General features: G+C 29.1%; 14 protein-coding genes. 6 read left to right on the top strand and 8 right to left on the bottom strand.

The window, feature by feature from the left end; genetic code table 11:
* Positions 1–8: 8 nt before the first annotated feature.
* The 3 genes from ACZ5SO_RS11450 to ACZ5SO_RS11440 are packed head-to-tail and all read left to right on the top strand — an operon-like array spanning position 9 to position 2,930.
* Positions 9–1,079 (top strand): ABC transporter ATP-binding protein, encoded by a 1,071-nt coding sequence (locus tag ACZ5SO_RS11450; protein WP_464624755.1) that lies wholly within the window; start codon positions 9–11, stop codon positions 1,077–1,079.
* Between the two features lie 8 nt (positions 1,080–1,087).
* The gene (locus ACZ5SO_RS11445) at positions 1,088–1,840 is read left to right on the top strand and encodes a nucleoside phosphorylase (protein WP_464624754.1); all 753 of its coding nucleotides are present in this window, start codon (positions 1,088–1,090) and stop codon (positions 1,838–1,840) included.
* Entirely contained in the window at positions 1,830–2,930 is a 1,101-nt protein-coding gene (locus tag ACZ5SO_RS11440) for a M20/M25/M40 family metallo-hydrolase (protein ID WP_464624752.1), read from the top strand. The genes ACZ5SO_RS11445 and ACZ5SO_RS11440 overlap by 11 nt, the downstream gene beginning before the upstream one ends.
* On the opposite strand, the gene ACZ5SO_RS11435 is transcribed toward ACZ5SO_RS11440, so the two are convergent.
* Positions 2,927–3,373, bottom strand: coding sequence for a hypothetical protein (locus tag ACZ5SO_RS11435; protein ID WP_464624751.1), 447 nt, complete (start codon positions 3,371–3,373; stop codon positions 2,927–2,929). The genes ACZ5SO_RS11440 and ACZ5SO_RS11435 overlap by 4 nt on opposite strands.
* A 287-nt stretch (positions 3,374–3,660) precedes the next feature.
* Here ACZ5SO_RS11435 and ACZ5SO_RS11430 point away from each other — a divergent pair, with 287 nt between their 5' ends.
* Positions 3,661–4,977 (top strand): ISL3 family transposase, encoded by a 1,317-nt coding sequence (locus ACZ5SO_RS11430; protein WP_464624749.1) that lies wholly within the window; start codon positions 3,661–3,663, stop codon positions 4,975–4,977.
* 140 nt (positions 4,978–5,117) lie between these two features.
* Here the strand turns inward: ACZ5SO_RS11430 and ACZ5SO_RS11425 are convergent, their stop codons facing one another.
* The 3 genes from ACZ5SO_RS11425 to araA form a co-directional block, all read right to left on the bottom strand.
* Complete coding sequence (locus tag ACZ5SO_RS11425; protein WP_464624748.1) at positions 5,118–6,131, bottom strand: substrate-binding domain-containing protein; 1,014 nt, start codon at positions 6,129–6,131, stop codon at positions 5,118–5,120.
* Positions 6,132–6,220: 89 nt separating this feature from the next.
* Positions 6,221–6,967, bottom strand: a complete 747-nt coding sequence (gene araD / locus ACZ5SO_RS11420; RefSeq protein WP_464624746.1) for an L-ribulose-5-phosphate 4-epimerase AraD — start codon at positions 6,965–6,967, stop codon at positions 6,221–6,223.
* Complete coding sequence (gene araA / locus ACZ5SO_RS11415; RefSeq protein WP_464624744.1) at positions 6,960–8,441, bottom strand: L-arabinose isomerase; 1,482 nt, start codon at positions 8,439–8,441, stop codon at positions 6,960–6,962. Before araA ends, araD begins: the two co-directional genes overlap by 8 nt.
* 138 nt (positions 8,442–8,579) lie before the next feature.
* Here araA and ACZ5SO_RS11410 point away from each other — a divergent pair, with 138 nt between their 5' ends.
* Positions 8,580–9,050 carry a hypothetical protein gene (locus tag ACZ5SO_RS11410; protein ID WP_464624743.1) on the top strand — a complete coding sequence of 157 codons (471 nt, stop codon included), beginning with the start codon at positions 8,580–8,582 and terminating at the stop codon, positions 9,048–9,050.
* Between the two features lie 259 nt (positions 9,051–9,309).
* On the opposite strand, the gene ACZ5SO_RS11405 is transcribed toward ACZ5SO_RS11410, so the two are convergent.
* The 4 genes from ACZ5SO_RS11405 to ACZ5SO_RS11390 form a co-directional block, all read right to left on the bottom strand.
* Positions 9,310–9,546, bottom strand: a complete 237-nt coding sequence (locus ACZ5SO_RS11405; RefSeq protein ID WP_464624742.1) for a hypothetical protein — start codon at positions 9,544–9,546, stop codon at positions 9,310–9,312.
* 46 nt (positions 9,547–9,592) lie between these two features.
* Entirely contained in the window at positions 9,593–10,639 is a 1,047-nt protein-coding gene (locus tag ACZ5SO_RS11400) for a transposase (RefSeq protein ID WP_464624740.1), read from the bottom strand.
* A gap of 130 nt (positions 10,640–10,769) precedes the next feature.
* Positions 10,770–11,273 carry a GNAT family N-acetyltransferase gene (locus tag ACZ5SO_RS11395; protein ID WP_464624739.1) on the bottom strand — a complete coding sequence of 168 codons (504 nt, stop codon included), beginning with the start codon at positions 11,271–11,273 and terminating at the stop codon, positions 10,770–10,772.
* A gap of 156 nt (positions 11,274–11,429) precedes the next feature.
* A complete protein-coding gene (locus tag ACZ5SO_RS11390) occupies positions 11,430–12,461 on the bottom strand; it encodes an NAD(P)-dependent alcohol dehydrogenase (RefSeq protein WP_464624737.1) in 1,032 nt (343 codons plus the stop codon).
* A 249-nt stretch (positions 12,462–12,710) separates the two neighbouring features.
* On the opposite strand from ACZ5SO_RS11390, the gene ACZ5SO_RS11385 reads away from it, so the two are divergent.
* Positions 12,711–13,676 (top strand): sugar ABC transporter substrate-binding protein, encoded by a 966-nt coding sequence (locus ACZ5SO_RS11385; RefSeq protein WP_464624736.1) that lies wholly within the window; start codon positions 12,711–12,713, stop codon positions 13,674–13,676.
* Positions 13,677–13,738 lie beyond the last annotated feature (62 nt).

Below are 13,738 nucleotides of genomic sequence, written 5' to 3'. Positions count from 1 at the left end.
GATAAATTATGGCTTATATAGAATTAAAAAATATAAATGCAGGATATGTTAAGGGCGACCCTATTTTAAAAGATTTTAACTTAGAAGTAGAAAAAGGTGAGTTGGTTTCTTTGTTAGGACCGTCAGGATGTGGAAAAACTACAACTTTAAGAACAATTGCTGGTTTTATAGCTCCAGAAAAAGGTAATGTAATCATTGATAAAAAAGATGTTACAAATTTACCTCCTAATAAGAGAAACATTGGTTTAGTTTTCCAAACTTATGCTCTTTTTCCACATCTTTCTGTATTTGAAAATATAGCATATGGACTTAAAAGAAGAAAAGTTCCTAAAGATGAGATAGCTGAAAAAGTTAAAAATGTATTAGAGCTAGTTTCTTTAACTGGTTTTGAAGATAGGCTTCCTGCTAATCTCTCAGGAGGACAAAGACAGCGTGTTGCTTTAGCTAGATCTATAGTAATTGAACCTGATCTTTTATTATTAGATGAGCCTTTATCTAATTTGGATGCTAAATTACGGGATGAAATGAGAGCAGAGCTTAGTAGGTTACAACATCAATTAGGTATAACAATGATTTATGTAACCCACGATCAAATTGAAGCTTTAAGTTTATCTTCTAAGATTATTGTAATGAATGAAGGTAATATTGAACAAATGGGTTCTCCTAAAGAAATTTATGAAACCCCTGCAACAAAATTTGTTGCTAAGTTTGTAGGTTTTGACAATATATTAAAAGCAAAGTTCTTAGAAGTCGATAAATCTAATAATGTTATTGTCGGTGTAAATAATAACAAAATTACAATTCAAAGAGAACAACATATAGATTTAAATGATCTTAGAACTGGAGATGAGGTTAATATTTTATTTAGGGCAGAAGATACTGTTATAAGTAATCAAAAAACTGAAAATAGTATAAAAGCTAAATTGAATTATGCAAATTATCAAGGAAATCTAAGTAGTTATGCTCTAAGTTATGAAGGAAGTGAGATTCGATCAATTTCTGATAACGTTGAGCTTAAAAATCAAAAGGAAGTTTATTTTTCAATTGCTAAAGATAAAATAATCATCGAAAAAAAATAGGAGAAGTTATGAAAGAAAAAAAAGAAATATTAAAACATATTAGGTGTGGATTAGGCGATATTGCTCCATACGTTATAATTCCAGGCGATCCAGGAAGAGTAAAAAGAATCGTAGATCAAATGGATAATGCTGTTAAACTTGCAGAAAATAGGGAATATGTAACATATACTGGAGAATATAAAGGTGTTAAAATCACAGTTTGTTCTTCTGGTATTGGAGGCCCTGCAGCATCAATTGCCTTTGAAGAGCTTATTAAACTTGGTGCAAAAGTTTTTATAAGAGTAGGTTCTGCTGGAGGTAGACAACCTGAGATACCTATTGGAACTCCTGTTGTAATCAATGCTTCATATAGAGGTGAAGGAACTTCAATGGTTTATTTGCCAGCCCCATTTCCAGCTGTTGCAAGTTTAGATGTAACAAATGCTTTAGTTGAAGCAGTTGAAAATCAAAAAGTTGATTATAGAGTTGGTATTGGATTTTCACGTGATGCATATTATGTTCAAGATAAAGCTTTAAATAAGGAATTAACAGATGCTGGTGTAATGGCTGCCGAACAAGAAGCCTCCATTCTTTTTATCGTTGGTAGTAAGCGGGGTGTTAAGACAGGTGCTATAGTATCAACAGATTCTAATATTTATCTTGAAAATCAGCCTACTTTAGCTGAAAAGGAAGAATTATTCTTCAAAGGTGAAAGAAAATGTATTAAAGCTGCTTTAGATGCTTGTGTAATCTTAAATAGTAAAAAAGCTCATGAATTCTAAGAAAATATTAGAAGACTTAATATCATTAAATGCTCCCTCAAAGAGGGAGTATGTTGTTGCAGAGTATGTAAAATCAATTGCTAAAAAGTATAATATTGAATTTTATGAACTAGATCGATTTATACCAGAAGATGGAAATTGCCCTCCTATTTTATTTAAAATTGATGGGAATTTAAATAATGACATTATTTTACTTTCTGCTCATTTAGATACTGTAAACATTGATCATAATAATAAAATAGAAATTATTAAAGAAGGAACTATTTATAGATCCAATAAGAAGAATGTTTTAGGAGGAGATGATAGGCTTGGGGTAGCAGCTGCTTTGATTATGGCAATTAAAGCTAAAGAAAATCCAAACCTTCACTCTGGTGTGGAAATCTTATTTACGGTCCAAGAAGAATTAGGCTGCTTGTGTTCTAAGATATTTGATTTTTCCTTGTTAAAAGCAAAAATAAATTACAATTTAGATGGAGAGGGCCCTGTAGGAAGTATAATAAATAGGGCTCCAACTAAAGTGAAATACAGTTTAAAAATTATTGGTACTTCATCCCACGCTGCCTTAGAACCAGAAAAGGGAAATAATGCAATTGTAGCACTTGCTAAGATTATTTCTAAACTCCCTCAAGGTAAACTTGATGAATATACTACTGCAAATATAGGTATGATTAGTGGTGGGAAACAAACTAATGTAGTTGCTAAAGAAGCTGAAATAGTGGCTGAACTACGTAGTTTAAATTATGAAAAATATTTAAATTGGAAAGATAAAATAGAGCAAATTGTAGATGCTGAGTCAAATAAATTAAATGTAAGATATCATTTACAATTTGATATTGTTTATTATGGTTATCATGTAAAAGAAAATACAAAAACAGTTAAGCTATTTAAAAAAGCTTGTAAATTTAATAATCTCAAACCTCAGCTTATCACAAGCCAAGGTGGTGGGGATTCTAATAATATAAATTCTAATAATATTGATAGTGTCGTTTTTGGCTTCTCAATGCATAATATTCATACTGTTAATGAATATTTTGATATAAGAGATTTTGAGAAGGCCTTAAAATTATTAGATACAATACTTTTTACTTAACCTTTTCCAACTTTATTCCCAATGCTAAATAAGGCAATTGTGGTAATTGCTGTAATAATTGAAAGGATATGGTAAATATTAATTTTTTCTTTAAAAATAATTATTCCAACTATAATTGATGTAGTTATTATACTTAGAACTGCATAATAAATATAAGAAGAGGCTCCAAAGTTACTATATAATAAATTGAATCCAATATATGTTAAACTTAATCCAACTCCACTAACTATAATCATTGACCAATTTTCTTTTAACAGTGGGACAAAATTAATATCTTTTTCTAGTAAAGGCATAATGGAAAAGGTAATAATAATACATACAACAGCACTTAATCCTACAAATAGTAAGGAATTATTGACTGTTGCTTTTTTTTGACCATATGCGAAAAAAGCATTTCCAATTGCAGCTATTAGAGCATAAATAAGTAGTAAATAATTTTTCATAACAACCTCAAATAATATTTTTTAAATTTTATCATTTTATTGGGTTTTAATATACATAAAAAGGTATTAATTATGACTTTGTTTTGCTCTAAAAGATAGTTAAGTTTAAAAAATTTGAGGCTTCATCAGTAAGTGTGGGTAAATTTTATAATTGAGAATTGAAAAAGAAAGGAAAAAAGAAAGAAATAAAGAATACAGATATTAGTTTTTTTAAGGAATTTATTGAAAAAGTCACCAGTTATCGTCTATTGTAGTTTTACTACAAACCAACAAAAGAGGTATAACCAGTGACTAGAACGAGCTTATTAAAAGAATTAATCGGTGTCAATAATGTAAAAGTTAAAAGTTGGGAATTAATTACAAATTCCAGTAATATTAAAGAACTTTTTATTCATGTAGAACCATATAAAAAAGAGCAGAATAAATGCCCAATCTGTGGTAGAAGATTACCAGGATATGACAAAAAGAGAACTCCTCGAAAATGGAGATCACTTAATGTTGGAAATATTCCTGTATATGTCCTAGCTAATACTAATAGAGTAACTTGTTCAGAACATGGTGTTATAACTGCAGCAGTTCCTTGGGCTAGGCATAACTCTAGATTTACTAAAGATTTTGAAAATCAAGTAGCCTGGTTAGCTTTTAATTTAAGCAAGAAAACATTATCAGAGTTTATGGGTGTTTCTTGGAATACTGTTGGTGATATTATTAATAGAGTATTATGGGATATTGCTCCTAATTATGAAGATAGGTTTAACAATTTAGTTAATATTGGAATTGATGAAACTAGCTATAAAAAAGGACATAATTATATTACAACAGTTGTAAATAACGATGATAGTACAGTTATATGGGCAGAGGAAGGACATAATCAAAATACTTTATCTAAATTCTTTGAATATTTAAGTCCAGAACAGAGAGCATCTATTAAGACTGTCAGTGGTGATGGAGCTAGATGGATAAAGGCTTGTCTTGATAAATATATCCCTAATGCAGAGCGTTGTATTGATCCTTTTCATACTATCTCTTGGGCACAAGTTGCACTTGATGATGTAAGAAAAGCTGCTTCTCAAAGAGCAAGAGCAATACTTGAACAGAAGGAAGGAAAACCAAAGAAGCGAGGTAGAGGACAACCTAAGAAAGGAGATGAGAAACCAATAGATGAATCAAAGATTATAAAAAATTCTAAATTTGCCTTACGCAAGAACCCTGAAAACTTAACAAAAAATCAGAGAGAAAAATTGGAAATGATAAAGCTTAATGATAATCAATTATATAGAGCATATAGGCTAAAAGAAGAGCTTAGATTTATATTCAAGCTTGATGATATAGATGAAGTTAAAGAGCATTTAGATTCATGGTTATCTTGGGCTAGAAGATGCAGAATACCAAGTTTTATAGATCTTGGAAGAAAAATAAAACGACACTATGATGCTATTATGGCAACTAGAACATACAATATTAGCAATGCAAAAACTGAGGCTTTAAATAACAAAATAAAACTCTGTATTAGAAGAGCTTACGGGTTTAGAAACATAAATAATTTACTCAATTATGTACTTTTGGTTTGTAGCAACATAAAAATCCCTTTAGCTAACAGATAAAATCAGTTAACAAAGGGACTTAACAAGAAAATTAATAGGATCTAACCCACATATAGGTTAGAAGACCCAAAAATTTTTATGTAAAATTAATGATTTAAGAAATGAAATAATTTAAACAAAAAATTTATTAAATCCTTTTTTTATTGAAGATTTTCTTTGATAATTATATTAATTGGAATTGGTGAATTATCAACGGATTCTTCTTGTTTCATAAATAGAATTCTAAACATTTCCATTATCGTCTTATAACCTTGTGTCTCAGGAGATTGAGAGATAATTGCTGAAATATTTCCATTTAATAACTCTTCTTTATTATCGGATACTAAATCAAAACCTATAATACAAGGTTTTTTATTTAAATTTTTTGATGCGATATACTTTGATACAACGCTTGTAGCATCATTTGTTACAAATATCCCATCAATTTGTTGGTTTTCTTCTACAATTTTATCTAAAAAGGATGTAAAAGATTTTTCTCTTTCTCTATCCCAAATATGATTTGTTACATCAATGTTTAGATTTTTAAAGAAATCATTAAAACCAATTGCTCTTTGTTCTTGGTTATAAGCTGTCTTATGCATTTGAATACAGATATAGTTGGTACCATTTGGAGTAAATAGTTGCATTACTCTAGCAGCACACCATCCAGCTTTATAAGCTATTTGAACATTCTCTGTTATAGGAGAGGCTTTTGAAAGGGAAGAGTCAAAAAAAGCATAATCTATATTTTCAAGTGTGTTAATAAATTTATATGCTTCATCTCGAATAACTGGGGAGAGTGCAATAGCATCAACATTAGCATCAATCAACTTTTTGCCTGCCTCAAGTAAACTGTTAGTTTTATTTCTATCAAATTCTTCTTTAACAATAGTAACATTAAAAGATTTAAGCTCGTTTCCAGCTCTCTCAATACCTTTATAGATTTTACTCCAATAGCCCCCTTCAGAATTGAGAATTGGTATTAATATTCCAATTTTTAACTTTGAACCATTTTTTAAGCTACGGGCCATAGCGTTAGGAATATAACCATTTTCTTTGATAATTTGTTCTATTTTTGATTTAGTTTGAGCTGAGACTCTTCCTCTGTTATGCAATACCCTGTCCACAGTACCAACAGAAACCCCTGCAGCTTTAGCAATTTCAGCAATTTTCATTAGTTATTTCCTTTACTTTTATAAATGAGACAAGATACATCTTGTCTCTTAAAAAGTATAATGCAAAATAAGTAATTTGAAAAGTTAATTTACTTTTGACCGTAATAAGCATTTTTACCATGTTTTCTTTCATAATGCTTTTTTGTAATATGATCAGGTAGCTGAATGAAATTAGGATTAATATTATTTACCCACATTGCCATTTTAGCAATTTCTTCCAAAACCCTTGCATTATATACACTAGCCATTGCATCTTTTCCCCAAGTGAAAGGACCGTGCCCACCGACTAAAACCATAGGGTTTTCTTTGGGATTAATAGGAATTGGCGGATATGGGCCCACATTTAAAATTTCCTGAGCAGTTGAAGGGTTTTTTACCGTTTCATAAATTAGAATCCCAGTATTTTTTTCATAACCATTTGCAACTTGTTCTTTTGATAATGGCTTAGTGCATATAATTGGGTTAGCCATGTGATCGGCATGAGTTGTTCCAAGTATAGGAATTGATTTCATTGCCTGTGCCCATGCAGTAGCATATGGAGAGTGGGTGTGGCATATACCATTAATTTGCTCAAAGTGAGTATATAGTTGCAAGTGAGTCTGTGTATCAGAAGAAGGATTTAATTTACCTTCAACTTTATTACCTTCTAAATCAACAATAACCATATCGTCAATTTTTAATTGATCGTATGAAACTCCTGAAGGTTTTATTGCAAAAACGCCCAAATTTTTATCAAATGCAGAAACATTTCCCCAAGTGTAAATAGCCAATTCTTGTTTTGGTATTTCTAAATTAGCTAAAAACGCTTGTTCTTTTAATTCTTTGTATTTATCCATAGTAAGCTCTATTCCATCTATCTTGGTTTCTAAAAGAAGAAACAGTCGTTTCTTCATTAATCTTTAGTAATTCTATTTTAACCATTTCTGACCAAAATTCTAGGGTTTCTTCATCAATTTGTGTTGATAAAGTATTATGATGACCCGCACCTGATAAAATCCAACATTCGCTTGAAGTTATGAAATTAGGTTTAGGTGAGAGTAAAACTCTAGCAACAGGTAATTTAGTAAACTCTTCTTTAGTAGCAATAACATCAACTTTATTAGCAACAATTCTCATTCTAGTGCCTAAATCAACTATAGAAACAGTATAACCTTCTGCTTCTTTTGCATTAAATACTAATCTAGCAGGATCCTCTTTATCTCCAATACCTAATGGGTGAACTTCAATAGTTGGTTTATCTTTTGCAAGGGAAGGGCAAATTTCTAACATATGGGAGCTTAGATTGAACATATTATCTTCTTCAAGATTGTAAGTATAATCTTCTAAGAAAGAACAGCCTCCATCAATACCTTCACCCATAAGTTTTAAAGTTCTAACCATAGCCGCTGTTTTCCAATCTCCCTCTCCAGCAAAACCATATCCTTTTGACATTAAATGTTGGCAAGCAAGTCCGGGCAGTTGTTTTAGTCCATGTAAATCCTGGAAATTAGTAGTAAAAGCATCAGCTTCTTTGTCGATTAAAAATTTTTCTAGAGCAATTTCCATCTTTGCCTGTTCTCTAATATGCTCAATATTGAATTTAGTAGGCTCTAAAATAGTATATAATCTTTGATATTCTTGCATAAGTGAATCAATTTCTTCATCACTAACTCTTTCCATATATTCAACTAAATCACCTATTCCATAGTAAGGAATATTCCAACCTAATTTGATATAAGCTTCAACTTTGTCACCACAAGTTACAGCTACATCCCTCATATTGTCTCCAAAGCGAACAACATTAAGAGATTTTCCGACAGTAGTGGCAACAGCTGCTCTCATCCATTTGCTCATTCTCTCTCTAAAGGATTTAGATTTCCAATATCCCACAAGAACATTTCGATTTATATTCATTCTAGCTGTGATATAACCAAATTCTCTATCTCCATGAGCACTTTGATTTAAATTCATAAAATCCATATCGATTGTGCTATATGGTATTTTTTTGTTGAATTGAGTGTTGATTTGAAGAAGAGGTTTATTTAAAGAGTTTAATCCATTAATCCACATTTTTGCAGGAGAAAAAGTGTGCATCCAACAAATAATACCAGCACATTGTTCATCTAGATTTGCTTCTTTAATAGTTCTTTCTATACTTGCTGCTGTAAGTAACGTATCTTTATATATTAATTTACAAGGTAGAGTATTGCCAATATTTAATTCTTCCACCATATGTTTAGAATGTTTTGCAACTTCTATTAAAGTTTCTTCTCCATATAAGCTTTGAGAACCTGTTAAAAACCAAAAATTGTAATCTGAAATATGTTTCATAAGATTTATCTCCTATATGCGTTAACGTACACATAGTATATTCCATATCTTTTGTTTTTACAACAAATTTTTAAACTTTTTAAATTTGTTTTTTATTTTTTGGGTAAATTGGTATATCATTTATAAAAAGGATAGGTTATGAGAGAAGAGAATCAATTAATAACAAAGTATGTTCCTAAATTGCTTTTTGACAAAAATGAACCATTTTTGCCAAAAGCCATTTTTTATAATATTTATCATAAAGGAACAGATATAAAAAGTAAAACTTCAAAGTATGAATTTAAATTCGGAAAAGACAGTAATATAGTTATAGAATATGCAATATATTATACTTATGATATTCAACATTTATATGATTTAGAGCATGTTTTTGTTTATCTAAATGAAAATGAAAACGTTGAAAAAGTAGTATCCTCTTTTCATGGTAAATTTTATAAATCTACCATTCTTGAAATAAATAATTTTTATTCTGAGAATAGAATTCTGCTTTACGTTCAACCAGGTAAGCATGCCTTAATGCCAAATTTCAAACTATTCCAACTTTTTGATAGTTTTTATGAAGCTTGTAATATTGAAAGTGGAAATTCAGGTTTTTTAATAAATGCCTGAATCCGTATAAATCTTAATAATTGATAATTATAGCTAATTTTTTGCTATTTTATTAATAAATTATTTTGTAGTACGGATTTTTTTCTTGTCTATTTGTTTTACCTATTTCTATTTTTATATTTTATTCCAATATTTAGATAGATGTAAGAACAATATTTTAAATTTTTTTACAAATACAACTTTTTTCAGTCATACTAAACTCTTCTAATTGATATTAGAAGTATTATTTCTGTTGTTTTGTATTTATATTATTTGAGTGTTAAACAGAAAGCAAAAAATATATGTTAATAATTTTATCAATTCTTACTAACAACTCTGTCCAAGGATTATTATTATATAGCCGAAGTACCATATTCCTTCCTTTTCTCATATATCTAGCACAAGTATAAATAATATCTCTTAATATTGTCTTCATTCTAATTCTATCTTTATTACCCTTAGTTCCTTCAGGTAAATAAAATTGATTTAATAAAGTAATATCTCCAATTATTCTCAAAATGTTATAAGCATTAGTAATAGCTGCTAATCTTTCAAAGTTTAAATCAGTTTTTTAGATATTGTTCACTTGTTGCATGATCATGATATAGATTAACTACTGTTATTGCATCTTCAATAAGGTTAGTCCAATAAAGCTCTACTTCTATTTCTGGAAATAATAATATATTACCTTTTTTATCTTCATAAATCTCTTTTATCTTAAATGCTATTTGAGATTTATTTGTAACATCTTCTTTTCCTACTGGATACATTTGGGTAAAATAACCATAGTATACAGTTGTTTGTCTATAATCATATGATATCTTTTTATCATATAATGATTTAGCTCTTTCTAATAAATCTTGTGAATAGTCGTTTCTTCTACATTTTTTCTTGATAATAAAGTTAACATTATTTTTATCAAGTACATTAATAGTTTCTACACTATCATGACCACTATCAAATCTACACAACACTTTACTATAATCTTCTAAAGTAAGTATCTCTTTAGCATTATCCAATACCTTTTGAACAAACGGTATTGAATCTTTTTGAGAATGTTGTTTTCCAGGTCTAAGTTCAGCTCCAATACAATAAGAGCCTAAGTAACTCATAAGTGGTGCAAACCCATCTTCCCCTTTATATGTTCTAGAACATTCTTCTTTATTGCATTTAGGATTAATCATAGGTGTTACATCAAAATCTAATGGAATATATTTTTCACTTATCTTTTCACATGGGAAAGAAACTTTCTTTAGTAATTCAATATTAACTAAATTACAATGTTCAATAAAATTTGCACTACGTTCTTTCTCTAAATACAATCTTAGTGTTTCTTGAGCAGGAGTGAATTTAAGATTTAAACATTCTTTAAATACTTCATTATTTCTAAATTGTTCTACATTAGAAAAATTAGTAAATCCCATAGAGTTTAAACCAACTAAGGTTTTATATATAGTTTCATTTTCTAAAAGACTTTTAGATTTAAGGGTATCCAAATCATATTCAGCATTATCATTAACTTTCATAATTGCAAATGTTAAAATTTTAGAAATTAAGTTTAAACCTGCTTTTCTCTCTAGTGTAATTGTTGTAGTATCAAAATCAATCATTTGGCCTCTCTTGTTACTTGTTTTGTAGTAATTTAATTGTAACATAAGGGGCTATTTTATTCTATAATTTACTATACATTTGTTAATATATTTTATTTATTTTGAAATCTATACGGATTCAGGTATAATATTAATGAGTAAGTCTTTGAAAGGTTTTCATTGAAAAATACTTATCATTATATTTAATTATATCTTTTATTATACCTGTTTCTATAAATCCAAATTTCTTGTATAACTTTTGAGCTTGATAATTTTCGCTTTCAACTTGAAGTGTTATACAAGTAATTTCTTTTTCATTATCGATTTTATTTAATAATGATTCCATGAGTAAAGAAGCAAAACCTTTGTTTTGATATTCTTTTTTAGTAAAGACTCCAAAAATTGATGCGTGATGCCTTAGTTTTTCTTTATTATCTTGAATTAAAGTTAACATAGAAGCTAATTTATTATCATAAAATAATCCTAGATTTATTTTACCAGGTTGTTTTTTTAGCCTTTCTAACCATATATCGTTAGTTAGTTTAGATTCTTCTAAATAACTACTAGAAAAATAAGTTGGGAATTCTTTGAGACATTCAAGTCTAAGTTTTTTATAACTGATTAAATCAAGTTTATCTAATTCTCTAATTTCCATATTTTATTTTAGAATTTAAACTTAAATAAATCAACAACTAGATTCCTTGTATCTACTTAGAGTAATTTAATCCTACTCAAAATAAATTAAGCTCAGCGAAAACTGAGCTTAATATTTAATTTTGAAATTATTATTTTACATTTACTGAAAATAATTTTATTTATGTAGCATAATTTTTATAGCATCACTAGGTTCAGTTGCTGCAAATTCAAATGCTTTAATTGCATCGTCAAAACTATAATTATGTGTAATTAATGGTTTTACGTTTAGTGTATTTGCACTAATTAATCTAAGAGACCTTTCAAACATATTTACATATCTAAAAATAGTATAAAGTGTAATTTCTTTAGCTTGGCAACCAACTATATCTACAGCAACAGGTTCAATTGGCATACCAATTAAAACCGCTTTACCACCTGGTTTAACAAATTTAGTAAAACTAGATAAAATATTTTTTGCTCCAGTTGCTTCAAAGAAAATATCAACACCATTGATAGTATTGTCTCTAATTACTTGATATAAATCTTCTTTTTTTGAATTAACACAAATTATAGATGGATAATTTTCTCTAACTATATTTAGCTTGTCATCTTTTATATCTGTAATAATTACTTTTGAACAGCCGGAAGCTAGAGCTGAAATTGCAGTTACAATACCAATAGTTCCAGCACCCATAACTAAAGCGATATCTCCTGGTTCAATCTGTGCTTTTTTAGCAGAGTACATTCCAATTGCAACTGGCTCTACCGCAGCACCTTCTTCGAAAGACACATTATCTGGTAGTTTAAAAGTTAAAATACCCGGATGTACAAAAGAATCTCTTAAACATCCATGAATAGGTGGTGTTGCCCAAAATTTAACTTCTGGATCTAAATTATACATACCATTTAGAGTTTCAGCACTTTGGAAGTTAGGAATACCAGGTTCCATACATACTCTATCTCCTACCTTTAGGTGTTTTACATTCTTTCCAACTTCTGTGACTATTCCACTTGCTTCATGGCCAAGAACCATTGGTTCATTTACAATAAAATCTCCAATTTTGCCATATTTATAATAATGAACATCACTACCACAAATACCAACACATTGTGGTTCAATTCTTACATCATTGGGAGTTAATTCTTCCTGAATATCAATCTCTCTCATTGAAATTTTGCCAACTTCTTCAAGAACTACTGCTTTCATTCAATTTTCCTTCTTTTTCTTATTTATAATATTATCTTTGCATATAAAAATTACAAAGTCAAGAAAATTTTATTAAACATTTTCAAATAATTTGCGCAAATTAGATAAAAAAATACTTATTTAAAAATATCTAATTATATGTAGTAAAAGGAAATAAATAATTTAAAAAAAATCTTGACAACTTAAAATACTATGATAGTATTAGACACAGAGAAAAATTTTTATAAATTAAAAAAGGAGTCATGAATTATGAAAAAAGTTATATTAGCTATATTAATTAGCTGTATTTCATTCAGTATGTTGTTTGCTGGAGGTTCTTCAGAAGAAAAGGAAGATGTTTATAAAGTTGCTTATATTGCTAGAGCACAAGCAGATTCTTTTGCTGCTTGGTTAGCTAATTCTGTAAAAGCAGAAGCAGAAAAATATCCTAATATTGAAGTAAGTGTTTTTGATGGTCAAGCATCAGATGATATTGAAAATTCAATGATTGAAAACGCAATAACAAACCAGTTCGATTGTATAATTATTCAGCCAAATAATGGTGAATCTCAAAGACCTTATGCTGAAAAAGTTGTTGATGCAGGTATTATTTGTATTACTACAAATGCTCGAATTTCTGGAATTGATGGAGCTTCATCCGTAGATGCTGATCCTTATGAACAAGCTGCAGTAAATGCTAGAGCCGCATTAACTCAAATTCCTAAAAATGCTAATGTTGTAGTATTGTTGGGCCCTCCTGGAAACTTCCATGCTGATCAAAGAAGAATTTCTTGGCAAAAAGAATTCTTCGACAAACGTTCTGATGTTACTATAGTTGGAGAACAAATTGCTAATTGGAATAAAGATGAAGCAATGGCTCATATGGAAGACTGGGTACAAGCAAATGATAAAATTGATGCTATTATTTCAATGAATGATAATATGTGTGCAGGTGCATTAGAAGTAGTAAAAGATATGGATGAATATAAAGATATTTTAGCATATGGCGTTGATGGTACAGCAGAAGCTTGTTTATTAATCAAAGATGGCAGAATGACATCAACTTGTTTACAAAGCGCCTTTGATTTAGCCTCTAATTTATTAGCTACAGCAAATACATTGTTAACTGATGAAAATGCAGAACCAATTAATATTGATATTGATTGTCCATTAGTTAATGCAGATAATGTTGATGAATATATTGAAATGTATAAAGAAGTTGGATCAATAAAATAAAAAAAATAAAGATTTAAAAAAAAAGACTATGAGGTATATTAATTTAATATATCTCATAGGTC

The organism is Pleomorphochaeta naphthae, assembly GCF_055396005.1.
Note: the sequence above shows the minus strand (reverse complement) of the source record. Positions and strands in the feature narration are given on the sequence as shown.

Bases quoted from the DNA above. Each gene is read 5' to 3' on its own strand.
- ACZ5SO_RS11410 (WP_464624743.1), top strand. From the start codon at position 8,580: ATGAGAGAAGAGAATCAATTAATAACAAAGTATGTTCCTAAATTGCTT.
- ACZ5SO_RS11440 (WP_464624752.1), top strand. From the start codon at position 1,830: ATGAATTCTAAGAAAATATTAGAAGACTTAATATCATTAAATGCTCCC.
- ACZ5SO_RS11385 (WP_464624736.1), top strand. From the start codon at position 12,711: ATGAAAAAAGTTATATTAGCTATATTAATTAGCTGTATTTCATTCAGT.
- ACZ5SO_RS11445 (WP_464624754.1), top strand. From the start codon at position 1,088: ATGAAAGAAAAAAAAGAAATATTAAAACATATTAGGTGTGGATTAGGC.
- ACZ5SO_RS11435 (WP_464624751.1), bottom strand. From the start codon at position 3,373: ATGAAAAATTATTTACTACTTATTTATGCTCTAATAGCTGCAATTGGA.
- ACZ5SO_RS11425 (WP_464624748.1), bottom strand. From the start codon at position 6,131: ATGAAAATTGCTGAAATTGCTAAAGCTGCAGGGGTTTCTGTTGGTACT.
- ACZ5SO_RS11395 (WP_464624739.1), bottom strand. From the start codon at position 11,273: ATGGAAATTAGAGAATTAGATAAACTTGATTTAATCAGTTATAAAAAA.
- araD (WP_464624746.1), bottom strand. From the start codon at position 6,967: ATGGATAAATACAAAGAATTAAAAGAACAAGCGTTTTTAGCTAATTTA.
- ACZ5SO_RS11390 (WP_464624737.1), bottom strand. From the start codon at position 12,461: ATGAAAGCAGTAGTTCTTGAAGAAGTTGGCAAAATTTCAATGAGAGAG.
- ACZ5SO_RS11450 (WP_464624755.1), top strand. From the start codon at position 9: ATGGCTTATATAGAATTAAAAAATATAAATGCAGGATATGTTAAGGGC.
- araA (WP_464624744.1), bottom strand. From the start codon at position 8,441: ATGAAACATATTTCAGATTACAATTTTTGGTTTTTAACAGGTTCTCAA.
- ACZ5SO_RS11400 (WP_464624740.1), bottom strand. From the start codon at position 10,639: ATGATTGATTTTGATACTACAACAATTACACTAGAGAGAAAAGCAGGT.